This is a genomic window from Arthrobacter sp. HMSC08H08 (assembly GCF_001807575.1).
GTDB lineage: Bacteria > Actinomycetota > Actinomycetes > Actinomycetales > Micrococcaceae > Pseudoglutamicibacter > Pseudoglutamicibacter albus.
On sequence record NZ_KV789371.1, the window covers coordinates 88,253 to 111,835 of the forward strand.

Sequence of the window (23,583 nt, forward strand, 5' to 3'; positions counted from 1 at the left end):
ATCCGATCTGTGAGATGGTTAGGCTCTAGATGAATAACATCCATCAGGAAGGCCCCCACCGTGGAGAGAAGCATCACGGCAGACCCCGACGCGAAAGAAGCGATCGAGGAACGCATGGACAAAGCCGGACCAATTCCGGCAGCCGGATGGAAATACATTTTCGGTAGAGCACTACGCGAGTTCACACGCGACGGCGGCATGGACATGGCCGCTTCCCTGACCTACAGGACAGTGTTCGCGATGTTCCCGGCACTGCTCGCCCTCGTCTCCACGCTGGGCTTGTTCGGCCAGGGCGAAGAGACCACCAAACTGCTACTCGACACCGTTCAGGACGTCGGCTCCCCGGAGATGGCGAAAGTCCTCGAAGAACCCATCACGAGCCTGACTGAAGGCGGCGGCGCTGGGTTGTTCTTCGTCATCGGTGTCCTCGGTGCCGTGTGGACGTCCTCGAACTACGTCAACGCGTTCTCCCGCTCGATCAACACCGTCTACGGCGTTGAAGAGGGCCGCGCCCCAATGTTCTTGCGCATCCAGATGTACCTCATCACCCTCGCGTTGCTGTTCGGTTCGGTGATCTGCATCCTGTTGCTGCTGGTCTCCGGTGACTTCGCGTCCATGATCGGCAGCTGGATCGGTCTAGGCGCTGAGGCCGTGACCGCATGGAACATCCTGAAATGGCCGGTTCTTATCCTGGTTGCGATCGTCATGATCGGCCTGCTGTATAACTTCACCCCGAACGTGCGCCGCCCGCAGATCCGTTGGGTCACCCTAGGTGCCACGTTCGCGCTGGTCACGATGGCGTTGGCGACCGCCGGTTTCGCGTGGTACCTCTCCAACTTCGCTAACTACAACAAGACCTACGGCTCCATCGGTGGTGCTATCGCTGGTCTGATGTGGATCTGGATCATCAACTGCGTACTGGTCTTGGGTGCGGAGGTCGATGTTGAGGCTCAGCGTGCACGCCAGCTCACCGCGGGCCTGATCGCTGAGGAACAGGTCTTGCTTCCGCCTCGCTCGGTTTCTGGGATCAAGAAGAAGGAAAAGGCCTACGCCAAGGACGTGTTCGAAGGCCGTAAGTTGCGTTTGATGACCAACCCGATTGGTCCTGAGCCGATGGACCCTAAACGTAAGAAGAGGCGTCTGAAAGCACTCGCGGGCTTCGGTGGCGTGGTTGCCGTGTTGAGCATGATCCGCCAGGCTTCCCACACCCCGCCGGAACCGGAAGAAACCTCCGGTAAGGACGATTCCAACTAACGCCAGGCGGCGGTGCAGAACGGCACCGCCCCGGCTTGTCTTCTCGACGCTTTTCCACACATAAGGAGAGCCTTATGGCTAATCTGACTACTCCACTCTTGACGACTACCGGACTCGTGGGCGGCTTCGAGGTTGCCCGCCGCACCAAGAACCGTCCGCTTGGCGGCGCCGTGTTGGCGGTCTGCGGCATCTTCGCTACCTTCATTTGGGTCAAGAAGGTCGGCTGGCCACGCGCGCTTGTGTTACTGGGGATCTATCTTGGCGCGTTCGGCTACTCGCATCCACTCGCCAAGAAGGTGGGTGCAGAGGAGGCCGTGGCGATCGTGACCGCGGCATCCGGTCTCAGCGCGTTGCTCTTCGGCGGCTCCAAGCGCAGCGAAGCGAAAGTGGCGGCCAAGCGTGAGGAACGCAAGGCCGCCCGCGCCCACAAAGCAGCCCAGAAAAAGGTCGCGGCACTCTCAGCTAAGTAAGGCGCGAACTGGGTTCCCGCCTAGGAGACGTCCCTTCACTGGGCGTCCTTTTACCGGAAAGAAGGAAAACGATGGTAGCTGACAACGTTGCTGGCCAGAGCCGCGAGGGCGCCGCGAATGGCCGCGCGCTACTGATTGTGGATGTGCAGAACGACTTCGCTGAAGGTGGTGCCTTGGGGTGTGATGGCGGAGCCGCGGTTGCGGCGTCCATCAACTCGCTGACAGCTCCGGGCCACGACTATCATCTGATCGCGGCATCACGGGATTGGCATTCACCGGAAGGCGATAATGGCGGCCATTTCGCTCCAGCTGGTGAGGAACCGAACTGGACCACCACGTGGCCAGTCCACTGTGTAGCCAACACCGAGGGCGCGGCATATCACCCGAATCTTGATGCCTCGCGCATCGAGCTTGAGGTCCGTAAAGGCATGGGAAGCCCCGCCTACTCGGCTTTCGAGGGTGTATCCGATGACGGCAGCGGCCTCGCCGAGATCCTCAAAGAGGAGGACATCACCAAGCTTGATGTTGTAGGGATCGCAACCGACCACTGCGTTCTGGCCTCTGCGCGCGACGCCCTAGCCAACGGTTTCACCGTCACCGTGCTCAACCAGCACACCGCTTACGTGGACGCTGACGCGGCGGAAGCGGCACTGGCCTCCCTCGAGGAGGCCGGCGCGACCGTCGTGCGTTAAGCGCGCCGAAGGAACTGTGCGTTAAGCGTGCGGAACACACCGTGCGTTAAGCGCATCGAATTGACGGTGTGTTGGGCGCGGCTTATTCGTTGTCCCGGCTCTCGTCTGTGAATGCCTGCATGGCTTCGCGGATCTCGGCCGGGATTCTCATGAGGCGCCCCGTCTCGCCCTCGGCGAGCGCCATGAGAGTTTTGGCGCGTGAGCAGAGGGTTCCGTCGTGGCCGTCGCGGATTTCGTAGTTGACGGTGAAGGTTGCGGGTTTGATGTCGGAGATCCAGATGTCCACGGCGGCGGGTACGTCGCGGTATGGAAGTTGCGCTAGGTAGCGGATGGTGTGTTCGACGACGAGGATCATGATGCCCTCGCCGACGTTTTCGAACAGGTCGTTTTTGCCTTCGCGGCCTACTGGTGAGCCGGTTCCGCCGGGGACGCCGAAGCCGGCGACGCGGGCTTCTTCCATGAGGCGGATCTGGTTGGCGTTGTTGATGTGCCCGTAGGCGTCCATGTCTGCCCACCGTAGTGGCACAGAGACGGTTTGGCGGCTCACGTGGCTGTCCTTCCTGCTTGGGGGCTTGTTTCGACGCAAGATCTGGCGCCTATTTCGGCGCTGGATTCAGCGCGGGCTTCGCGCTGGTTTCAGCACCTGTTCTGGCGCCGGGGCTAGTGGTCCGGATGGAGCGCGTCGGGGGCTTCTGGCATGAGGCCCAAGGCGGCCAGCCGGGCGGCGATGCGCCCACCATCAGGCTCATAGACCCACGGGACACCCGGGGTCGTGTTCATGATCGCCGCGTTACGCCCGCCGGCGAGCGCGGCTTCCGATGGGGTGAGTTGACGGATCACGATCGCGGACACGTTGTCTGGGTAGCGGCGGGCGAATTCGGCGTAAATGTTGGGGTCTTTTTGGCCGTCGTCACCGACCAGTAGCCACGAGATGTCGGGGAATTCTCTAGCAAGGCGGCGTAGGTTGTCTACTTTGTGTTGGATGCCGGAGCGGAACCAGCGGCCTTCGACTGGCCCCCAGTCGGTGAGCAGTAGCGGGCCGTCGGGGAATAGGTTGCGGGCCATGAAGCGGCTGAGTGCCCGGTTTGTGTTCCACGCGCCCGTGGAGAGGTAGAGCGTGGGTGCGCCGGGGTGTGCGGTGGCGAAGCGGTCGAGGAACACTGCCATGCCTGGGGTTGGTACGCGTGCGTGTTCGTCGATTACGAAGGAGTTCCATGCCGCGAGTAGTGGGCGCGGGAGCATCGTGACGACAACGGTGTCATCGACGTCGCAGATGATCCCGTGTTTTTGTTTCTCGTTGACCATGAACACGTGACCGCTGACGGGTTCGGAGTCATCGACGATGAATTCGACATGGTGCCAGCCGGGTTCGAGGTTCACGGCGAGGCGTTCGTCGATCACGCCGCCGCGGTCTGAGTACACGTCATAGGTTGCGCCGTTGATGCGGATTGTGACGGGGTATTCCGCGACGGTGGGTGAGATGAAGTGACGCCATCCACGCACGCCTTCTTCAACGACTGCGGGCAGGTGGAGGTCTTCAAGCCGTGACCCGGGTTTCGCCATGACAACTCGTGCGAATACGCGCACCCACCCGTTTTCTCCGCTGCGGCCGTAGCCGCGGTATGGGACGACGGCGACTTTGTCTCCACGGCGTTGGGACATTTTGAGGCGGAAGTCTTGCCAACGGTCTTCAAGCGCGAGAGCGAACTCTTTATGGGCTCGTTTGGTGTGCTGTTTTTTACCGTCTTTCATCACGCATCTAGTTTCTCATGTGGCACGGTCACGGAGGGTGCGGCGTCCCTCACACGGCAGTGGTTTCAGGTGGCTGGCGGCTTGCCTTTGGTTTGTGTGTTCTTGGTTAGGCTGAAGCTATGAGTTCGGATCTGTACAGTGCGGCGACGGGGATCGATGCGGTGGAGGGGCTCGATGCGGTGGAGGCTCGCGTGTGGCCTGACGCTGGGGCGATGGTTGCGCGGCTCGGGGCCGGGGCGCCTGAGCGTTTGCGGGACGTCGCGGTGGATGCGGTCGTGGCCGTGGCGGCCGATGTCGAGGCTGCGTGGCGTGCCGGTGTGAGTGCGCGGCAGAAGTCTTCGACGCACGATGTGGTGACTCAAACGGACATCGAGACTGAAGCCCGGCTGGTTGAGTTCCTGCGCGCACGGACCCCGCAGGCCGTATTTCTTGGCGAAGAAGACGCTGGCGGGGCCGGCGCCGGCGAGGATGGCGCTGGCGAGAACAGGGCCGGCTCTCCTGAGGCAGGAGTGGTGTGTTGGGTTATTGACCCGATCGATGGAACAAGCAATTTCGTTCACGGCCTCCCGGATTTCGGAACTTCGGTTGCCGCGGTCGTGGATGGTGTCCCGGTTGCCGGGGTTGTGTGCGCGCCTGCATTGGGGCGTATGTGGCGCGCATGGATCGGCGCAGACGGGGTTGTGGTCTCTCAACAACGTCACTTTCAGCAGCGCACTTTTGACTCTGCAGGCGGCTCTGGCTCCGCAGGCACCTTTGGCTCTGCAGGCGGCGCCGATGCTTGGGTTCCGTGTGCCTCTTCTGGCCGCGGTGCTGAATCGTCGTGCGCGCTGGTCACGGATCATCCGCATCCTGAAGCCCTCGAGGTCTCCCCCGATGCGGCACGTGAGTTTTCTAACCTGGTGCAGGCCTTCGCGACGGTGCGCCGGCACGTGTGCACCACGGTGGATGTGTGCAGGCTGGCCTCGGGGGTGCACGATGCGGTGCTCGGCCCGGCCGTGAAGCCGTGGGATATCGCTGCGGCGGCTTTGATCGCGGTGGGTTCGGGGGCTACGTGGCTCTACGGTGGCCGCCGCGCTGGTATTCCCGGCCCTTCCTCAGCCCCCGTTGCCCTGCTCAGCCCCGGCGCAGGCTCCGGTTCCCGACGCACCAGCGACACGGACTCCGGTTCCGGCGGCAGTGTTCTGGATGCGCCGATGTTCCTGGTGCATGCGAACGGCGCGAGCGTTCCGACCGCGCGGAAGATCCTCAACCAGATGATCGCCCGGACGCTTCCAAACGACTAACAGAGACTTCCGGAGAATTAAAGGTGGCATAACTTTTTGCCCGGCACCGGTGTCGAAAGTCTTTCTAAACTGGTGCCCGTGAGTACCGCATCGTCTTCGCCTGCCCACCCCTCCCCCAACGAAAACTCTCCAGCCCAGCGCCCGGATTCCCAACGACCGGAGCCAACACCCGCACAGATCCGCCGTTGGCGCCGCTATTTGGCTGATGAGTTGACGGAGGGCGCGATCTATGAGGCGCTCGCCGCGAAAGTGAAGTCCCCGGAGGATGCCCGCATTCTGAAGGGGCTCGCCGCAGCTGAGGAGCGTCACGCTGATCATTGGCGTGAGCTTTTAGGTGAGCACGCTAAGCCGTCGCGGCCTTCGGTCCAGCGGTCGCTTCTGCGTTTTTTGGCTACGCATTTCGGTTCGATTTTCGTTTTGGCGTTGGTTCAGCGTGCCGAGGGCAATAACCCGTATGCGAAGGATTCGGATGTTCCGGACAAGATGGCCGCGGACGAGTTGGTGCATGAGGAGGTTGTGCGCGGGCTCGCCACGGAGGGCCGGATGCGGCTTTCGGGTAATTTCCGTGCCGCGGTGTTCGGTGCCAACGATGGTTTGGTGTCTAACTTCGCGCTCGTGTTAGGTATCGGGGCGACCGGTGTTGCGCCGTCGATCGTGATGTTTACAGGTATCGCGGGCCTGCTCGCGGGCGCGCTGTCGATGGGTGCCGGCGAGTTCGTTTCGATCCGTTCCCAGCGGGAACTTTTGGATGCCTCCCGACCAACGCACGCGACCTTGCGTGCCGCGCCGCACCTGGATATTGACGAGAACGAGCTTGTGCTGGTGTACCTGGCGCGAGGGATGTCCCAGGCGGCTGCTGAGCATCGCGCCGCTGAACGCATGGGTCGCTTCGATTGCGACTGCGACCCATCCACGTCCCTGCCGTTGCCGCATGAGCACCGGTCCCTGCCAGGTGATGAGGAGCTCGACGGGCACGGCAGCGCGTGGGGTGCGGCGACATCGTCCTTTGTGATGTTTTCGATCGGTGCAATCGTCCCGATCCTCCCCTACATCTTCGGTATGTCCGGCCTCGGCGCCGTGATCGTGGCTACCGTGCTTGTGAGCGCTGCTCTGCTCATCACGGGTGGCTTTGTGGGGCTGATCTCTGGTTCTTCCCCGGTATCACGTGGGTTCCGGCAGCTGTTCATCGGCCTGGGTGCCGCGGCTATGACCTACGGGCTGGGTCTGGCCTTCGGAACCGTCGCCCTATAGGGCCCGCCACACGCGGTGCAGAACCCCTCGGCATGACGTCCCCGATTTCATGACACCTGCCTCAGGATGAGAAACTATGCGGTGATGAGTTCTGCGAAGTTTCCTTTGGTTGATGCCCGTGAGGTCCTGAAAAAGGTCGGTGGTGGCTCTTTTACCCGCGGGAAAATGCTGGTTGATGCGGGTAAGTTGTCTGAGCTTTCGTGGGATTCGGATGCGTTGGTGCTAACTGGCACGGTGGTCGATGACGATGTTGAGGCTCACGCGCGTGTCACGTTAGTTGCGGATCAGTCTGGGTTCTTGATTGGTGAGATGACCTGCAGCGCGGACGCGGAGCCGGGTTGTAAGCATGCCGCCGCTGTGCTGATCGATTCGAATGCCCGCCATATGAAGGCGAAGGATGAGCGGGAGGCGGAGGAGGCTCTGCAGCCTGTTGACGCCGAGTGGGAGCAGGCTCTGTACCGGATTGTGGAGAGCGGGCGTGCTGGCCGTGACGGTCAGAAACCTGAGGATATTCAGCCGCTGGGTTTGCAGTTTGAGTTGCGTGATTCCCGGGATGCCTCGAGGCGCCAGTATGGCGCGGGGCAGAACCCGAAGGCTGTGGGTGCGCGTGGTGTGCGTAGCCGGTTCACGTTGGCGATCCGCCCTGTAATCCGTAACCCGCAGGGCCGTTGGATTCGTTCTGCTTTGCGGTGGAACACGATTTCTTTCAAGACCTATGGTTTGCCGTTGGATCCGGAGCAGCATCGGTGGTTCTGCCAGTTGGTTCCTCTGTATAGGGCTAATGGGGAGCTGTATTTCGGCGAGGATAACGACTGGCTCATTTTCGATGATTTCGCCTCCGGCTTGGTGTTTTCCTTGCTTGAGGAGGCTCACGAGCTGGGGATCGAACTCGTGGGTTCCGGTGAGATCTCCGGTATCGAGCTGGTTGATGCCGGCCGCGTGTATTTCGATGCGCAGCGCAGCGATGAGGGTCTCGAGCTAACTCCGACGATGGACATCGGCTCCCGTACTATCGCGCTAGGTGAGGACGTCGTGGCGGGCAGTGTGGGTCGGCATGGTGTGTGGGCGTTGGCTGAGGATGGCCACACCATAGAGATCGCCCCGGTGGAGCACACGTTGGAGCCGGAGACTCGTTTCTTGGTGCGCCGCCCGTCGACCATAACGGTCCCCGCTGGTGAACAGCGGCAGTTCTTCTCGGGCCTGTATCAGCGTTTGGGTCGCCGCGTTTCCTTTGTGTCCCGTGATGGTTCGGTTTCGTTGCCGCAGATCACTCCCCCGTCGTTGGTTGTTGTTGCGACGTATCAACCGGACGATGTGGTGGTCGTCGATTCGGAGATCGATTACGGTGCCGCTGGACTCGATGATTACGCCCGCGATGTGCAGGCTGAGGGGCAGTTGCGTTCCGCGGCGCTGAAGGTTTTGGTCAATCACGGCTGGGATGAGCTCGAGCCCCATCGCAGTAACGGCGGCCTGGTTTCGCATACGCTCGAGGGGCTTGCCACCGTAGACTTCGTCCGCCGCGGCCTGCCTGCTTTGGAACGGACCCCGCACGTGCGGGTGCTCGATGTGGGTAGGCGTCCTGTCTATAAGGAACTTACCGAGGCCCCCGAGCTCACGGTGACCACGGTTGAGTCGGATAAGAACGACTGGTTTGATCTAGGTTTGATGATCACGGTGGGTGACCGCCGGATCCCTTATGCCGATATTCTGCGGGCGCTCTCCGCTGGGCAGAAGCGCATGCTGATGTCGGATAAGACCTACGTCTCGCTTGATCAGCCGCTCTTCCATCAGCTTCGCAGCCTCATCGAGGAAGCGAACATGCTGAAAGAGAACCCGAAAGACCCGTTGCGGATCACCCGCTATCAAGTGAACCTGTGGGACGAGCTGGCCGGTTTAGCTACTGAGGTGTCCGGCCCGGATTCCTGGTATGCGGCCATCTCCGGTCTATCGACGGGTTCGGAGAAAGCGAGTGAAACCCCGGTCCCTGACACTGTCGATGCCACGTTGCGCCCGTATCAGGTGGATGGTTTCCGATGGCTCGCTTCGCTGTGGCGGCAGGGTCTCGGCGGGATCCTGGCTGATGACATGGGCCTGGGTAAAACACTGCAAGTCATCACCTTGTTAGTCCACATGCGCGAAGCATGGACGCGCGAGGAGCAGAGCGCACCCGACCTGCCTGCCGCATCGGACGCTGCAGATACAGCCCCGGCCGCCGCATCGGAAACTGGCGCCGCGCACACCGCGTTGATGGGCGGCGCCGGCCCGGTTTTGGTGGTCGCGCCGACCTCGGTGGTTCCTAACTGGCTGGCAGAGTTGCGCCGGTTCGCCCCGGGCGTGAGGGTTGCCGGGGTGCGGGATACGCAGTTGAAAGCGGCTCAGTCGCTGGCTGAGGTCGCCGCGCACAACGATGTGGTGGTGACCTCCTATACGCTGTTCCGTCTGGATTCGGTTGTTTATCACGACGTGGAATGGGCGGCGCTGATCCTGGATGAGGCGCAGTTCGTGAAGAATAAATCCACGAAGGCACACCAGACGGCGCGTGAGTTGAAGGCTCGTGTGAAGTTCGCGATCACGGGTACTCCGCTTGAGAACAACCTTATGGAGTTGTGGGCGCTGCTGGCGATCACTTCCCCTGGGTTGTTCCCGTCCTCGAGTAAGTTCGCTGAAGTGTTTGGCCGTCCCATCGAACGGATGGGTGCTGTTGAGCCGTTGGAGCGGTTGCGCCGCAGGGTGCGTCCGTTCATGCTGCGGCGCACCAAGACTGAAGTGATGACGGACCTGCCGAGCAAGCAAGAGCAGGTTCTGGCGATCGACCTTTCGGATGAGCACCGCCGGATCTATGACACGCGGCTGCAGCGTGAGCGGCAGAAGGTTCTGCATCTGGTGGAGGACATCAACCGGAACCGTTTCACGATCTTCACCTCGCTCACCACGTTGCGCCTCATGGCGTTGGATCCCGCGTTGGTGGATGAGGAAGAGTTCGCCGATGTCGGTTCAGCCAAGCTGGATACTCTGTTGGACTACCTGAACTCGCTCCTGGCTGAAGGCCACCGTGCGCTGGTGTTCTCCCAGTTCACGTCCTTCCTCAAACGCGCTGGTGCCCGACTCGATGAGGCGGGGATCGACTACGCATACCTGGATGGCGCTACCCGCAACCGTGAAGAGGCAATCCAAGAGTTCAAGGACGGCGAGGCCCCGGTGTTCTTGATCTCGCTCAAGGCCGGCGGTTTCGGGCTGAACCTCACGGAGGCTGACTACATCTTCCTCATGGATCCGTGGTGGAACCCGGCCGCGGAGGCTCAGGCGGTGGACCGTGCCCACCGCATCGGACAGACCCGCAACGTCATGGTGTACCGCATGGTCTCTGCTGGAACCATCGAAGAGAAGGTCGTGGCTCTGCAGGATGCCAAACGCGAGCTCATCACATCCGTCATGGACGGCGGCGACGGATTCGGTTCCGCGCTCAGCGCGGACGACATCCGCGAACTGCTCGCCGAATAGGCCCCACCTCGCGCTTAGCTTTCCGTGATTCCGGCGCTGTTGTTGCCGCTGCCGCTGTTGTGGCTAACACTGTGGGTGTCGCGTGGTTTCAGGAACCGGCAGGGCCGTACGGGGCTGATGCGTGTGCGGCCGGCGGCTTCGAACACTTCGAGTGAGGTCCGGTAGACCGAGCTCAACAGCCGCGCGTCACAGACTTCCGCCGTGGCTCCGGCGGCGCGGACCCTGCCTTGGTCGAGCACGATGAGGTCATCTGCGTAGGATGCGGCGGCGTCGAGGTCGTGGATCACCACCACAACTGCGGAACCTTGGGCGGCGAACTCTTGAGTCAGTGCCAGGGTGTGTTCGGCGTAGGCGACGTCCATCGCAGCGGTGGGTTCATCGAGCAAGAGGACCCGGCCCGCGCACATCGGGAAAGCCTGGGCGATGACCCGCGCAAACGCGGTTCGTTGGCGCTCCCCGCCCGAAAGGGTCGTGATTTCACGATCGAGCAGGTGGCTGAGCCCAGTCAGCTCGATCGCTTGCTCAACGGCTGTGCTGTTGGCTGGGTTGGTTCCCCACGGGGTGCGCCCCATCTCCACTATTTCCCGGATCGTGTAAGGGAAGGCGACATCCGAGTTCTGGTTCATGACGGCACGCTGTTGGGCTAGTTCCAGGTGCGGGATCGTGTGTATGTCTACCCCATTGACCCGAACTACCCCTCGGCGTGGGTGGGTGAAGCCGGCGAGCGCGGCCAGCAGTGTCGATTTCCCTGCTCCGTTCGGGCCGATGATCCCGGTCACGGCTCCTTGCCGCACAGACACTGTTACGGAGTCGAGCAGCGTTGCGCCGTTGATGGTGATGTTCAGGTCTTCGGCTTCGAGCGCGTTCATGACCTGATGCCTCCTTTTTTGAGGGTTCCGCGCAGCAAGACGATGAAGACGGGTCCGCCTACGAGTGCGGTGAAGACGCCGACGGGGATGTCGCTGAGCGGGATCAGTGTGCGGGCCGCGGTGTCGGCGAGTCCAAGCAGGGTTGCCCCACCCAGGAGGGATAGCGGGACGAGGTATTTATGGGAGGGCCCCACTATGAGCCGTAGAGCGTGGGGGACGACGAGCCCCACGAATCCGATCATCCCGGAGAACGCGACCGCGGTTCCGGTCAGGATGCAGACGAGGATCACGCTGATGAACCGTAGCCGTTCGACGTTGATTCCGGTTCCGTGGGCGGCGGCGTCCCCGAGTGCCAGAACGTCGAGCCTGTTCCTATAGAGCCAGATGCATAGGGCTGTCACGGCGAGCACGGCGAGGCACACGCCTACTTGCTCCCAGCGGGCCGCGGCGAGGGATCCCATTTGCCAGAAGATGATTTCTTCGCGCGAGCTTGTGTCCCCCAGGTACACCAGGAAGCTGGTCAGTGCCCCGCCGATTGCGTTGATCGCGATACCGGTCAACACGAGCGTGAGTACCAGGACCTTACCCGAGCCTTTGGCGAGCATCCACACGCATGCGGTGGCGATCATCGCGCCGATGAATGCGCTGACTGGCAGGACCCAGGAGCCAGTCGATGTGTATCCGAAGACGATGGCGAGGCACGCGCCGACGCTCGCGCCGGCGCTGACGCCTACAACGCTTGGTTCAGCTAGCGGGTTGGCGAAGATGCCTTGCATCACGGTGCCGGCTAACGCGAGGCTCGCCCCGATGACCGCTGCGAGCAGGGCTCTCGGGAACCGGATCGTCCACAGCGCGGCGTCGGTCGGGTTGTCGGTGGGTTCGGCCCCATCGAACGCGACTCTCTTGATTGAACTGAGGACTTCTATGGGTGTTGTCGCGTACTGGCCAGCCGCGGACGAGATCAGCAGAACACACACCACGGCAATGGTCAGTACGATGCCGGTGAGCCAAGCCGCGCGTGCCCTCGCGCTACGGTTGCTCGCCACGGTCTGGGTCATTTCTTGGCTTGTCCGTCCTGATATACGGCTTCTGCGAGCGCTTTAAGGTTCTCGTGTGTGCGTGGCCCGAAAGATAAAAGCTGGCCATCAGCCGCAGTGATGATGCGTTTATTCTTGCCCGCCACTGTTGCGGCCATACCTGGGCGCTTGAGGAAACCATCCATTCCACCTGCGGATTCGATCCCGCGTTTCATCGCGAAGACAATCTCCGGGTTGAGGTTCAAAAGCGCTTCCGCGTTAGCGGGTTTCACGCCTTCGATGTTGTTCTCCCGTGCCGTATCTTGCAGGCCGAGCGCCTCAACGATGTCGGAAGCGCCATGTTCGTTGCCGAGGATGAAGAACACTCCCCCAGTTCCGCGCACATACAGCACGGCGGCGCGCGGTGCCCGCGGGGTCTTAGACCGCAGTTCTTTGACGTATTCGGCCGCTTCATCGAGGTTCTTCTTGGTTTCTTTGGCGAGTTTTTCTGCTGCTTCTGGCACGCCGAACACTTTTCCTACCGCGCGGATTCCGTCCGGGATCCCCTCGATGCTGGTGGCTGGTTCGAGCCTCACCACTGTGATTCCCGCGTTTTCCAGTTGGCGGTAGGACTCGGCCCCACCGATGTTTTCGGTGGTGATGATGAGGTCCGGTTTGAGGTTCAGGATCGCCTCAACGTTGGTGTCGTGACCGTCTTTGGTGACAACGGGGAGGTCTTTGAGTAGCGCGCTCGTATCGGAGTTTGAGCGCCCGATCAGCCGGTCGTGCAAACCCAGCCCGACCATCGTGTCTGTCAGGGTTCCGTTGAGATCCAACGCAAGCACTTTCTTGGCTGATGTGACCGTGATTTCCTTACCGTGCGCATCGGTCACTGTGGTGGGTAGCGCCGGTTTCACTCCGGATAGAACCGGTTTCATATCCGGGATGTCGCGTGCCTCGGCAGGGCCAGTGAGTTTCAGTGCATCCGCCGCGTTTGCGCTGCTATCTTTACCGCTGGATTCACCTGAGCTGGACGCCGTTGCTGTTGCGTGCGGGCTCGGCGATTCGGCTGTGGACGGCGCTGACGTGCACCCTGCGAGCAAGCTGATAAGTGTTAGCCCCGTTGCCCCGAACAAGGCCACACGGGTGGTGCGGGAAGGTGTCTTCTCGAAGGGCGAGCTGTGAGTCATGATCCCATCGCTTTACATTGTCACGACGTTAAGAGCACGTCGGAGTGAGGACGTTAGAAATGAAGGAGGGCGTGTGGTTGTAGCCCGTTGGAGGAGCTACAACCACACGCGGTTTCCGCTGCATGAGTGGGCAGAATTACGCCAGGAGGCGTGATTATGCAGCGGAGTCTTTACGGCGCACGCCCCGCATGAGCACCAGCCCGATGAGGGCCAGGATGCCTGCGGTCCCCGCCAAGGTGGCGTTGCCGAAGCCGGTAGCGGCAAGCTGTCCGCCGGAAGCACCGGACGCGGAGCCTGCACCTGCAGGGCCGTTACCTGCACCCGGTGTGTTGGTTCCGTCTGGGGAGACAACCTCACCGGTTACTGGGTCGGTGCAGATCTCCTTTTCAACCGTGCCTGCAGACCCCACGGTCACGGTGAGTGGATCCAGCACCAGGCCGGCATCGTAGAAGCCCGCGAACCCTGCCGCGCCTTCCTTAGTGAGGGTTACCGTCGCGTTCTTGATGCCTTTGGAGGCATCGCCGCTGAAGGAGAGGGTTGCGAACACGATGTTGCTGCCGGACAGGTCTTTACCTTCCATCGACTGCGACTTCACGTTTGCGATCAACTGGCCCTTGCCAGGTCCCGTGACCTTGACGCGCAGCCCGGAGATGGTGGTGTCGAGGATGCCCTTGTGGCCGGTGAAGTGGACGCTGCCGGGGAAGGACACGGTTCCAGAGTTGGAGGTGAGAGTTCCAGAACCTGCGCCCCATGTGAACCCGTTCGCGGTGCGGGCCGCGCCGTTGCCGGCAGAGATGGATCCCTTAGCGATACCGCCGGTGACGTAGTTCCGGAAGGAACTCTTAACACCCCAGGAAAGAGTTGAAGCGCCCGGGGTTCCAGGGGTCTTCTCGATGCGGCAAATCGGTGCTGCTGGGCTCTTACCCTGGCCAGCCTCAGCGCCTTGAGTGTCAGTACCTTGAGCGCCAGAGCCTTGAGTGTCAGACCCCTGGGCCTGAGCACCCTGGGTTTGGGTGCCCTGCACCTGCAGGCCCTGTGAACCTGGGGTCTGCACGTCAACGCTTGGCTTCTGCGGAGCTGGTTTAGGTCCCGGCTTCGGCTTCTCTGGCGCAGGCTTAGGCTTGTCTGGTGCAGGCAGAGGTGCCGGCTTTGTCTTTTCTGGCGCAGGCTTTGGCGCAGGTTTTGGCTTCTGCGGTGCAGGCAGAGGTGCCGGCTTGTTTCCCGTGATCAATGCGGCCTTGATAGATACCGAGTCCATCTCGGTTCCTGGTTCGTAGAACCCAGCCATGGCTACAGCGCCGTCTTTGGTCAACTTCGCTCGAGCGTTAGCAAGGCTGAGTTTTCCGTTCTTGACCTTCAGGGCGTTCTTGGGGAACGTGAGGTTCGCAACGCGCGCGTTCTTCAAGTCCACAGCCTCCGTGACAGAGGTCTTTGGCGCCTTGACAGTCATGATGAGCTGTGCGGTGGTGCCGGAAGTGAAGTTGACCGCGAACTTAGACATCGTGAGGTTCATCTGGCCGCCGTGTCCCTTGAAAGTCACAGTGCCATCGAAGGTCACGGTTCCCTTGCCATTCTTATATGCGCCCTTACCGTTGGGGAAGGTGAAGGTGCCGTTGTTTGGCTTCTGTGCCGCACCACCACCGGTTACGACGGAACCTTTAGCGATACGTCCCACAACGTATTTACGGAAGCTTTCTTTGACGCCCCACTCGAGCTGGCCGCCCTTGCCGGCTTGCTTCTTCGCCGCGCGTGGCTTTGGCTTTGGCTGCGCTGGCTTTGGCTGCGGTTGTTCGGGCTTCGGCTGTTCAGGCGTTGGCTGAGGTTTCGGCTGAGGCTGAGGTTTCTCAGGCTGAGGCTGTGGAGCTGGCTTCTCAGGCTGAGGCTCCGGCTGCTCAGGTTCAGGCTTCTCAGGCTGAGGCCGCTCCGGTTGAGGCTCGGCCTTTTCCAGGTAGGTAATGGGGGCTTTAGCGTCCTGGCTAGTGTCCCTCATGCCCTTGCCGTGGCCCTTGGAGGTAAAGAAGGAGAGGTTTTGCTGCGACTGCGCGGGGACGTCGACTTTGACTGTGAACGAGCCGTCAGCGTTTAGCGGAGCGGTGCGTCCACGTGCGGTGTCTTCGTCTTTCTTCCCAGCTGCGATCCATACGGGATTCTGACTCCCGCCTTGGTAGAAGCCCGCGGCGTCGGATGGGCCGTAGCCCAGATAGATTCCTGCTGTTGCGGCGCCCTTATCGTCGCCTCGGTAGAAGTTCTTGCCGGTAACGGTAACTTCGCCGCCCTCAGCGGGTGCAGGTGTCACCGTAATGGTGGGCTTTGTTTCTGCCGCAGAGCCGGTGTCCGCGTGGGCAGTGGCAACTGGAACCGATGCCATCGCGCCAGCCAGCGCGAAGGACAGCATCGTACCCAGAACCCTCCTCACGCTTCGCTTACGGGTGGTTTTCTGCTTCATAGCTTTTACGATCCTTGCTTGATGGGCACCCCAATGGCGTCGGGTGCAGATGCGGAGATGTCGTGATTTCGGGTGGTGCCCACAGCCACCGTCAAGCAACACAGGCAAGCCTAAACTTAATTTATCTAATAACGCAAGACACCCCTTGCGTAACTCGAGATCGCATGGTTAGGTTGACCTTAGAAAAGCGATCTACTGATTCGCAAGGCCACTGATTCCTGAAAGATAGACCGATGACTGCTCCACCCACCCAAGCACCGTCTTTCGCAGCACAACTGAAATCAGCAACGCGTGCTGAACATACCGCGGCGGAACACTCTTCGTTCATCCAGAACCTCATGGAAGGCAAGCTCTCTGCCGAGGACTACGTGCGGCTGCTCGCTCAATATCAGCCGCTCTATAGGGCACTTGAAAAGGCCTGCGCTAGATGGCGGTGCGAGTCCAGTGTCCGGCAATTGCTCGACCCTGCACTTGAACGCAGCGAGTCAATCCGCAACGATCTAGCTGGCTTGACCGAATACCTCGGCATCCAGATGCCGGACCTCACCACGGCCGTGATGCTCTACACCCAGCGCATCCACGAAGTCGGCGCTATGGCCTCCCCTGAGCGGCTCATCGCACACCACTACCTGCGCTACCTTGGCGATCTGTCCGGCGGCCAAGCGATCGGCGCTCTCGTGGCACGCCACTACAACATTCCGAGCGAACTGCTCACGATGTGGAAGTTCCCCACCATCGATAAACCGAAAATCTACAAAGACACGTACCGAATCCACCTGGATCACTTCGCTCAACAAGCGAACCAGGCCGAAATCGTTGACGAAGCCCGCCTAGGCTTCGCACTCAACCGAAACCTCTTTGTTGAGCTGGGCGCTCCTCTCAGCGACAACAAAGACCTCTACGTCTAAGCGCATCTCCTCTCGCAAACCTGCGCCACGACGTCAAACGGCCTCGTGTGCCAACTGAACGCATCAGTTGACACACGAGGCCGTTTCCTTCGCCCTTCCGGGCCCTCATTCTCTGCCCCGCTGAGCCTAGCGCCTGCCCCAGCGAGGCCCTACCCTCTGCCCCTGCCTAGCTCTTGCGGGTCAGCACCTCATGAAGCGCCTCCAGGATCGAATCGTCCTCGATGGTGGAGGGCACTACGTAGTCTTCGCCGTCGGCCATCTGCCGCATCGTTTTGCGCAGAATCTTGCCCGAGCGAGTCTTTGGAAGCGCCTCAACCACAGCAACATGCTTGAAATCGGCCACCGGGCCGATCTCCTTGCGCACCAAGGCGACTACCTCGTCGCGCAGTTGCTGCTCATCGATCTCAACGCCGTGCTTGAGGATCACATAACCGGAAGGGCGCTGGCCTTTCAGCGGGTCCGCAACGCCAATCACCGCGCACTCAGCCACCGCCGGATGCTCCGCTACCACCTGCTCCATTTGGCCGGTGGAGAGCCGGTGGCCAGAGACGTTGATGACGTCATCGGTGCGGCCCATCACGAAAACGTAGCCGTCCTCATCGACCATGCCCGAATCCCCGGTCGCATAAAAGCCAGGGAAGGCGTCCAGGTAGGCGGACCTGAAACGTTCATCGTTACCCCACAAGGTCTGCAACGTACCTGGAGGCATCGGTAGCTTGATCACCAGGTTGCCTTCCTGACCTGCCGGCATCGGTTCACCGATCGGGTCCAACACCTGCACGTTATAGCCGGGCACCGGCACGGTTGGGGATCCTGCTTTGACCGGCATCGGGTCAAGCCCACGCAGGTTCGCGCAAATAGGCCAACCGGTTTCGGTCTGCCACCAGTTATCGATCACGGGGACGTTCAGCAGTTCAGAGGCCCACGTATAGGTTTCGGGGTCCAGTCGCTCCCCTGCCGCGAACAGTGTTTCCATCGAGGAGAGATCGTATTTCTTACTCAGCTCACCGTCCGGATCCATCTTTCGGATAGCGCGCAACGCGGTCGGTGCGGTGAAGAGGATCTTCGCTTTATGCTCAGACACAACCCGCCAGAAAGCGCCGGCATCCGGGGTTCCAACCGGCTTGCCTTCGTAGACGATCGTGGTTGCGCCCGCAAGCAGCGGCGCGTACACGATGTAGGTGTGACCCACAACCCAGCCAACATCCGATGCGGTCCACGAAACATCGCCAGGGTTGATGTTATAGACGTTCTTCATCGACCACACACCAGCGACCGCGTATCCACCGTTATCGCGCACAACACCCTTCGGTTTGCCCGTGGTTCCGGAGGTGTAGAGGATATAGAGCGGATCAGTGGCCTTGACGGTGACCGGGTCAGCCGGCTGGGCGGCAGCTACCGCATCGTCCCATGAAATCCATGCCGCTCCCCTGCTCTCAGCGGCGCGCTCGCGAGCCTCCGCGACAGTGGTATGGAAACCGTCGCGTTCATAGACAATCACGCTAGTCGGCTTGTGCTCGGCGATGCTCATACCCTCTTCGATGATCGGGATGTATTCGATGCGGCGCGAAGGCTCAATACCGCCGGAGGTCGTCACCACAACCTTTGGTGTGCCGTCGTCGATGCGGCTGGCAAGCTCCCTGGCGGCAAAGCCGCCGAAGACGCCGATATGTACGGCGCCGAGGCGAGCGGTCGCCAACATCGCGATCAAAGCCTCAGGGACCATCGGCATGTAGATCATGACCCGATCTCCTTTGCCCACACCTTGGTCGCGCAGAGCGCCTGCGAACACGGATACACGCTCAAGGAGCTCTTGGTACGTGATCGTCTCCTGTTTGCCGAGTACCGCGGAGTCATAAATGATCGCGGCCTGATCCCCGCGGCCGTTCTCCACGTGGCGGTCCACGGCGTTGTAGCACGTGTTCAGTTCGGCGTCGGGAAACCACTTATAGAACGGCGGGTTCGAGTCATCGAGCGCCTTATTCGGTGGGCTGACCCAGTCGATGCCGCTGGCCGCCTCAAGCCAGAAGCCCTCCGGATCATTGATGCTGCGTTCATATACCTCGCGGTAGTTTTCTCCCGTCATGATGCCTCTCCCCAACTCGCCTGTTTGCTGATTGCTGATCAGTTGTCACAGACCCCGCGAAGATCAACCTCACAGGCTGTGGCGTGAATCACACGCTAGCCCTCGGAGTGAAGCAAATCAATAGTTATGTATACATAAATCTGAAAATCCAGGAGATTTCTTTGATTCCTCGCATCAAGCATTTAGTTGTGTATACAATCGAGCATGGGGCGCTCAGGAGCGCTCTGCCGGGACACTCACTGGAACCGGGACTCTCAATGGAAGGGAGACGCGATGCGAGCCAGCGAACGCGCCTACCGAAAACTACGCGCTGACATCACCCAATGGCGGCTACGGCCAGGCGCAGTCCTCGGCGAGGTCGATCTCTCGGAGCGCCTCGGTATATCCCGCACACCGGTTCGCGAGGCGATCTCCCGCCTCGTAGCAGACGGCCTAGCGGAACCCGCTGGCGGGCGCGGATTCGCCGTCTCACACATCTCAGAAGATGACGTACGCAAGCTCTATGACCTACGCGACGTGCTTGACACCCGAGCAGCTGCCCTCGCAGCAGAGCACGTCAACGCCGCGCAACGCGCGAACACGGCGGCGGGTGTTAGTGCTGCAACGTTCACGGAGCTGGCGCAGAGCTTCGCTGACACCGCGCAAAAGCTCAGCGCTGAGCATACCGCCCACCCGGGCTATTACGAGCTCATCGACCAGCTGGATGCCGCGATCGACCACGCGGCCGACAACCCTTATCTAACTCAAGCCCAGGCAAGCGTGCGCTTGCGGCTCGCCCGGGTCCGCAGGCTATCCACATCGAATCCCGATCGCCTCATCGCAGCCGCGAACGAACACCGAGCCATCTCAGAGGCCATCGCGTCCGGCTCACCACAACTAGCGATCGCAACCACGCGCGTCCACCTATCCAATGCGCTCAAGAACGCGTTGGCATCCAAAGAGCTAACCCATCAAGCCGAAGAAAAACGGCACCTCAGTGCAGCATCATAAGCACCTCGCCGCATCGTGAACACCGGGCAGCATCATAAGCACCGCGCCTCAGCGTAAGCGGCGCGATCCAGAGTAAGCCACGCAGCAGAACTGAATATCGAACGTAGAACTGAGAACCCAACCACGCGGCCACGACCGCCCAGAAGGAAGGCACAACGTGACTGTCAACCACACGGTACGAACCTACCCATCGGCAGAGCACCTGCCGCACGAAGAGCAGCTGGCTTATAAGCTCGCGCTCGTTGCAACTGACCCGGTCGAGGTCGATGACGAGGTCACCGAGATGATCATCAACCGGATCATCGACAACGCCTCCGTAGCTATCGCGTCGCTGAACCGCGGCCCGATCGTCTCGGCGCGCGGGCAGGCCCTCACCCACCGCGTGACCCCGGACGGCGGCTGCACGGACAAGGGCGCGCTCATCTTCGGTGCGCCAGAAGACAACGCCGCCGTCTCCCCTGAATGGGCGGCGTGGGCTAACGGCGTGGCCGTGCGTGAACTCGACTACCACGACACGTTCCTCGCCGCCGAATATTCCCACCCGGGTGACAACATCCCGCCGATCCTCGCGGTAGCCCAGCACACCGGGGCAAGCGGTAAGGATCTCATCCGCGGCATCGCGACCGGCTACGAAGTCCACGTGAACCTCGTCAAGGGAATCTGCTTGCATGAGCACAAGATCGACCACATCGCCCACGTCGGCCCGGCATCCGCTGCCGGCATCGGTACTTTGCTCGGCTTGGATGCCGAGACGATCTTCCAGGCGATCGGCCAGGCTCTGCACACCACCACGCAGACCCGCCAGTCCCGTAAGGGTGAGATTTCAACATGGAAGGCCCACGCGCCAGCGTTCGCGGGCAAGATGGCGGTTGAGGCGGTGGATCGTGCGATGCGCGGCCAGACCTCCCCTGTCCCGATCTATGAGGGCGAAGATGGCGTGATCGCGTGGCTACTTTCCGGCCCGGAGGCCGAATACACCGTCCCGCTTCCAGCGGCAGGTGAAGCCAAGCGAGCCATACTGGACACATACACCAAGGAACACTCCGCTGAATACCAGGCGCAGGCGTGGATCGATTTGGCGCGCAAGCTCAACAAGGAACACCCTGAGGCCACCGACCCAGCTAACGTCGAGTCGGTTCTGATCAAGACCTCGCACCATACCCACTACGTGATCGGCTCGGGCGCGAATGACCCGCAGAAGTACGATCCGAAGGCATCCCGGGAGACCCTGGACCACTCGATCCCATACATTTTCACGGTCGCGTTGCAGGATGGTGCGTGGCATCACGTGGATTCCTACGCACCGGAGCGCGCTCAGCGCCCGGACACCGTGGAGCTGTGGCACAAGGTCACCACCGAAGAAGACCCTGAATGGACTCGCCGCTATCACTCGCTGGATCTGGAGGAGAAGGCGTTTGGCGGCTCGGTTGAGATCACCCTGAAGGACGGCACGGTCATCACTGACGAGATCGCTGTTGCTGACGCTCATCCGTTGGGTGCTCGTCCGTTCGCTCGCGAGCAGTACATCAACAAGTTCCGCACACTGGCTGAAGGCAAGGTCGCTCCGGAGGAGATCGAGCGTTTCCTGGATGCGGTTCAGCGTTTGCCTGAACTCGGTGTGGGCGAGCTGGATCAGCTCAACATCGAGGCCAGCGTTGACCTTGAAGAAGCGCAGAAGGGTGTGTTCTAAGAATGCTGTATTCCAACGTCACTGCCGAAGAAAAGCGTGTTGCGTTCCGTGAGGCGCTAGCGGCCGATGAGGTGGCTCAGTTCCCGGGCGCGTTCACCCCGTTGTCTACCAAGCTCATCCAGGAGCAGGGTTTCGAGGGCGTCTATATTTCTGGTGGGGTGCTCGCTAACGAGCTCGGGCTGCCGGATATTGGGCTCACTACCCTGACTGAGGTTGCGACCCGTGCAGGCCAGATCGCTCGAACCACGGACCTGCCGTGCCTGGTTGATGCTGACACCGGTTTCGGTGAACCGATGAACGTGGCCCGCACCATCCAGGAGCTTGAGAACGCAGGCTTGGCTGGTTGCCACATCGAGGACCAGTTCAACCCGAAGCGTTGCGGTCACCTCGATGGGAAGAACGTGGTCGATGAGGAGACCGCAGTCAAGCGGATCCGTGCCGCGGTCGGGGCCCGCCGGGACAGCAACTTTGTGATCATGGCGCGCACCGACATCCGCGGCGTAGACGGTTTCGATGCGGCCCTGGAGCGCGCTCAGAAGCTCGCTGATGCTGGTGCTGACGCGATCTTCCCTGAAGCGATGGCGGACCTCGCTGAGTTCGAGGCAATGGCTTCCAACCTTGACGTTCCGGTGCTTGCGAACATGACCGAATTCGGTAAGTCCCAGCTGTTCACCAAGCAGCAGCTTCAGGACGCGGGCGTGTCCATGATCATCTATCCGGTGACGCTGCAGAGGCAAGCGATGGGCGCCATCGAACGCGTGCTCACCGCGATCCGTACCCAAGGCACCCAGGAATCAGAGGTTGACAACATGCTTACACGCGCTCGGTTGTATGAGCTTGTTGACTACAACGGTTACAACCAGTTCGACACTGGCGTGTTCAATTTCGAAGTCCCCGGCAAGCCGCTGGCCTAAAGCTGACCCACCATCGGTGCCGTTTCCGGCATCGAACCAAGCCTTAAAGGAGGCGTCATGACTGAGCAAACTATTTATAAGGGCCTTGCCGGCGTTGTCGCAGACACCACCGCGATTTCCAAGGTCAATGCAGAAACGAACTCGCTGCTCTACCGCGGCTACCCGGTCCAGGAGCTGGCCGCGAAATGCTCCGTTGAACAGGTCGCACTGTTGCTGTGGAACGGTGAGTTGCCAAGCGAAGAGCAGCTCGCGGAATTCACGCGCCGTGAGCGTTCCGGCCGCGCGCTGAGTGAACAGCTCAAGCGCGTGATCGATGAGTTGCCGACCACGTGCCACCCGATGGATGTGTGCCACGCCGCCGCCGCTGTGATCGGTGCGTCGCATCCAGACGGTGAGGACAACTCGCCTGAAGCTGAGTTGCGTAAAGCGCAAGAGTTGTTCGCGCTGATGCCTGCGGTGGTTTGTTATGACCAGCGCCGCCGTCGCGGGCTTGAGCTTGTGGAACCGCGTGAGGACCTCGATTATTCGCAGAACTTCCTGTGGATGGCCTTCGGTGAGGAAGCCGCTGAGGAGGTTGTGGATGCGTTCCGTGTCTCGATGATCTTGTATGCGGAGCATTCGTTCAACGCCTCCACGTTCACCGCGCGCGTGATCACGTCCACGTTGTCTGATCTGCATTCGGCTGTCGGTGGCGCGATCGGCGCGCTCAAGGGCCCGTTGCACGGTGGCGCGAACGAGGCCGTGATGCACACGTTCGAGGAGCTTGGGATCAGGGCCGATGAGTCGGCTGAGGACGCCGAGGCCCGCGCTAAAGCGTGGATGGATGATGCGCTGGCTCAGAAGAAGAAAATCATGGGCTTTGGCCACCGGGTCTATAAGAACGGCGACTCGCGTGTGCCGACCATGCAGGATGCGTTGTTCCGCATGCTGGATTACTATGACCGCCACGAGCTGCTCGGCTTGTATCGCGGGTTGGAGAAGTCGATGGATGAGGCGAAGGGCATCAAACCGAACCTCGACTACCCGGCGGGCCCAACCTATTGGCTCATGGGTTTCGACATCCCGATGTTCACCCCGATCTTCGTGTGCTCCCGCATCATGGGCTGGACAGCGCACATCATGGAACAGCGCGCCAACAACGCGCTGATCCGCCCGCTGTCCGCATACGACGGCCCAGCAGAACGCCACATCGAAGGCTAGTTAAGCCAGCACCCCGTTAAACCCGTTGGTCCCGCACACTCAGAAAGTGTGCGGGACCAACAGGTTTATGT

The 23,583-nt window shown here is 61.1% G+C and carries 18 protein-coding genes; 11 read left to right on the forward strand and 7 right to left on the reverse strand.

What is annotated here, in order from left to right:
* The first annotated feature begins 60 nt into the window (after positions 1-60).
* From HMPREF3175_RS00395 to HMPREF3175_RS00405, 3 genes are all read left to right on the forward strand, one after another.
* Positions 61-1,254, forward strand: coding sequence for a YihY/virulence factor BrkB family protein (locus tag HMPREF3175_RS00395; protein WP_070490056.1), 1,194 nt, complete (start codon positions 61-63; stop codon positions 1,252-1,254).
* A gap of 74 nt (positions 1,255-1,328) precedes the next feature.
* Entirely contained in the window at positions 1,329-1,724 is a 396-nt protein-coding gene (locus HMPREF3175_RS00400; RefSeq protein ID WP_070490058.1) for a hypothetical protein, read from the forward strand.
* 71 nt (positions 1,725-1,795) lie between these two features.
* Positions 1,796-2,416, forward strand: a complete 621-nt coding sequence (locus tag HMPREF3175_RS00405) for an isochorismatase family protein (RefSeq protein WP_070490060.1) — start codon at positions 1,796-1,798, stop codon at positions 2,414-2,416.
* Between the two features lie 82 nt (positions 2,417-2,498).
* Here the strand turns inward: HMPREF3175_RS00405 and HMPREF3175_RS00410 are convergent, their stop codons facing one another.
* Positions 2,499-2,963, reverse strand: a complete 465-nt coding sequence (locus HMPREF3175_RS00410) for an acyl-CoA thioesterase (RefSeq protein ID WP_239446216.1) — start codon at positions 2,961-2,963, stop codon at positions 2,499-2,501.
* A 113-nt stretch (positions 2,964-3,076) separates the two neighbouring features.
* Entirely contained in the window at positions 3,077-4,168 is a 1,092-nt protein-coding gene (locus HMPREF3175_RS00415; RefSeq protein ID WP_035754892.1) for an App1 family protein, read from the reverse strand.
* A 119-nt stretch (positions 4,169-4,287) separates the two neighbouring features.
* On the opposite strand from HMPREF3175_RS00415, the gene HMPREF3175_RS00420 reads away from it, so the two are divergent.
* The 3 genes from HMPREF3175_RS00420 (at position 4,288) to HMPREF3175_RS00430 (ending at position 10,203) form a co-directional block, all read left to right on the forward strand.
* Positions 4,288-5,451, forward strand: coding sequence for an inositol monophosphatase family protein (locus HMPREF3175_RS00420; protein ID WP_070490062.1), 1,164 nt, complete (start codon positions 4,288-4,290; stop codon positions 5,449-5,451).
* A 78-nt stretch (positions 5,452-5,529) separates the two neighbouring features.
* On the forward strand, positions 5,530-6,702 hold the full coding sequence (locus HMPREF3175_RS00425) for a VIT1/CCC1 transporter family protein (protein WP_070490146.1): 1,173 nt from the start codon (positions 5,530-5,532) through the stop codon (positions 6,700-6,702).
* A gap of 84 nt (positions 6,703-6,786) precedes the next feature.
* Positions 6,787-10,203 carry a DEAD/DEAH box helicase gene (locus HMPREF3175_RS00430; protein ID WP_070490064.1) on the forward strand — a complete coding sequence of 1,139 codons (3,417 nt, stop codon included), beginning with the start codon at positions 6,787-6,789 and terminating at the stop codon, positions 10,201-10,203.
* A 14-nt stretch (positions 10,204-10,217) separates the two neighbouring features.
* Here the strand turns inward: HMPREF3175_RS00430 and HMPREF3175_RS00435 are convergent, their stop codons facing one another.
* The 4 genes from HMPREF3175_RS00435 to HMPREF3175_RS00455 form a co-directional block, all read right to left on the reverse strand.
* The gene (locus HMPREF3175_RS00435) at positions 10,218-11,072 is read right to left on the reverse strand and encodes a heme ABC transporter ATP-binding protein (RefSeq protein ID WP_070490066.1); all 855 of its coding nucleotides are present in this window, start codon (positions 11,070-11,072) and stop codon (positions 10,218-10,220) included.
* On the reverse strand, positions 11,069-12,130 hold the full coding sequence (locus HMPREF3175_RS00440; RefSeq protein WP_070490068.1) for a FecCD family ABC transporter permease: 1,062 nt from the start codon (positions 12,128-12,130) through the stop codon (positions 11,069-11,071). Before HMPREF3175_RS00440 ends, HMPREF3175_RS00435 begins: the two co-directional genes overlap by 4 nt.
* Positions 12,127-13,278 carry a heme/hemin ABC transporter substrate-binding protein gene (locus tag HMPREF3175_RS00445; RefSeq protein ID WP_070507663.1) on the reverse strand — a complete coding sequence of 384 codons (1,152 nt, stop codon included), beginning with the start codon at positions 13,276-13,278 and terminating at the stop codon, positions 12,127-12,129. The genes HMPREF3175_RS00440 and HMPREF3175_RS00445 overlap by 4 nt, the downstream gene beginning before the upstream one ends.
* 154 nt (positions 13,279-13,432) lie before the next feature.
* Positions 13,433-15,724: an HtaA domain-containing protein gene (locus HMPREF3175_RS00455; protein WP_070490074.1), complete on the reverse strand. Its 2,292-nt coding sequence runs from the start codon at positions 15,722-15,724 to the stop codon at positions 13,433-13,435.
* A gap of 233 nt (positions 15,725-15,957) precedes the next feature.
* On the opposite strand from HMPREF3175_RS00455, the gene HMPREF3175_RS00460 reads away from it, so the two are divergent.
* The gene (locus HMPREF3175_RS00460; RefSeq protein ID WP_070490076.1) at positions 15,958-16,632 is read left to right on the forward strand and encodes a biliverdin-producing heme oxygenase; all 675 of its coding nucleotides are present in this window, start codon (positions 15,958-15,960) and stop codon (positions 16,630-16,632) included.
* Between the two features lie 166 nt (positions 16,633-16,798).
* On the opposite strand, the gene HMPREF3175_RS00465 is transcribed toward HMPREF3175_RS00460, so the two are convergent.
* A complete protein-coding gene (locus HMPREF3175_RS00465; RefSeq protein ID WP_070490078.1) occupies positions 16,799-18,718 on the reverse strand; it encodes a propionyl-CoA synthetase in 1,920 nt (639 codons plus the stop codon).
* Positions 18,719-18,991: 273 nt separating this feature from the next.
* On the opposite strand from HMPREF3175_RS00465, the gene HMPREF3175_RS00470 reads away from it, so the two are divergent.
* The 4 genes from HMPREF3175_RS00470 to HMPREF3175_RS00485 all read left to right on the forward strand — a co-directional run bounded on the left by HMPREF3175_RS00470 (position 18,992) and on the right by HMPREF3175_RS00485 (position 23,512).
* Positions 18,992-19,708, forward strand: a complete 717-nt coding sequence (locus tag HMPREF3175_RS00470) for a GntR family transcriptional regulator (protein WP_035754882.1) — start codon at positions 18,992-18,994, stop codon at positions 19,706-19,708.
* A gap of 157 nt (positions 19,709-19,865) precedes the next feature.
* On the forward strand, positions 19,866-21,398 hold the full coding sequence (locus tag HMPREF3175_RS00475; RefSeq protein WP_070490080.1) for an MmgE/PrpD family protein: 1,533 nt from the start codon (positions 19,866-19,868) through the stop codon (positions 21,396-21,398).
* Between the two features lie 2 nt (positions 21,399-21,400).
* Positions 21,401-22,312, forward strand: coding sequence for a methylisocitrate lyase (prpB, locus tag HMPREF3175_RS00480; RefSeq protein ID WP_070490082.1), 912 nt, complete (start codon positions 21,401-21,403; stop codon positions 22,310-22,312).
* Between the two features lie 57 nt (positions 22,313-22,369).
* Positions 22,370-23,512 (forward strand): bifunctional 2-methylcitrate synthase/citrate synthase, encoded by a 1,143-nt coding sequence (locus HMPREF3175_RS00485; RefSeq protein WP_035754876.1) that lies wholly within the window; start codon positions 22,370-22,372, stop codon positions 23,510-23,512.
* The last annotated feature ends 71 nt before the right edge of the window (positions 23,513-23,583 follow it).

What these genes read in the sequence shown, in the direction of transcription:
- HMPREF3175_RS00400 (WP_070490058.1), top strand. Translation starts at nt 1,329, where the DNA reads ATGGCTAATCTGACTACTCCACTCTTGACGACTACCGGACTCGTGGGC.
- HMPREF3175_RS00405 (WP_070490060.1), top strand. Translation starts at nt 1,796, where the DNA reads ATGGTAGCTGACAACGTTGCTGGCCAGAGCCGCGAGGGCGCCGCGAAT.
- HMPREF3175_RS00415 (WP_035754892.1), bottom strand. Translation starts at nt 4,168, where the DNA reads ATGAAAGACGGTAAAAAACAGCACACCAAACGAGCCCATAAAGAGTTC.
- HMPREF3175_RS00420 (WP_070490062.1), top strand. Translation starts at nt 4,288, where the DNA reads ATGAGTTCGGATCTGTACAGTGCGGCGACGGGGATCGATGCGGTGGAG.
- HMPREF3175_RS00430 (WP_070490064.1), top strand. Translation starts at nt 6,787, where the DNA reads ATGAGTTCTGCGAAGTTTCCTTTGGTTGATGCCCGTGAGGTCCTGAAA.
- HMPREF3175_RS00435 (WP_070490066.1), bottom strand. Translation starts at nt 11,072, where the DNA reads ATGAACGCGCTCGAAGCCGAAGACCTGAACATCACCATCAACGGCGCA.
- HMPREF3175_RS00440 (WP_070490068.1), bottom strand. Translation starts at nt 12,130, where the DNA reads ATGACCCAGACCGTGGCGAGCAACCGTAGCGCGAGGGCACGCGCGGCT.
- HMPREF3175_RS00445 (WP_070507663.1), bottom strand. Translation starts at nt 13,278, where the DNA reads ATGACTCACAGCTCGCCCTTCGAGAAGACACCTTCCCGCACCACCCGT.
- HMPREF3175_RS00455 (WP_070490074.1), bottom strand. Translation starts at nt 15,724, where the DNA reads ATGAAGCAGAAAACCACCCGTAAGCGAAGCGTGAGGAGGGTTCTGGGT.
- HMPREF3175_RS00460 (WP_070490076.1), top strand. Translation starts at nt 15,958, where the DNA reads ATGACTGCTCCACCCACCCAAGCACCGTCTTTCGCAGCACAACTGAAA.
- HMPREF3175_RS00465 (WP_070490078.1), bottom strand. Translation starts at nt 18,718, where the DNA reads ATGACGGGAGAAAACTACCGCGAGGTATATGAACGCAGCATCAATGAT.
- HMPREF3175_RS00470 (WP_035754882.1), top strand. Translation starts at nt 18,992, where the DNA reads ATGCGAGCCAGCGAACGCGCCTACCGAAAACTACGCGCTGACATCACC.
- prpB (WP_070490082.1), top strand. Translation starts at nt 21,401, where the DNA reads ATGCTGTATTCCAACGTCACTGCCGAAGAAAAGCGTGTTGCGTTCCGT.
- HMPREF3175_RS00485 (WP_035754876.1), top strand. Translation starts at nt 22,370, where the DNA reads ATGACTGAGCAAACTATTTATAAGGGCCTTGCCGGCGTTGTCGCAGAC.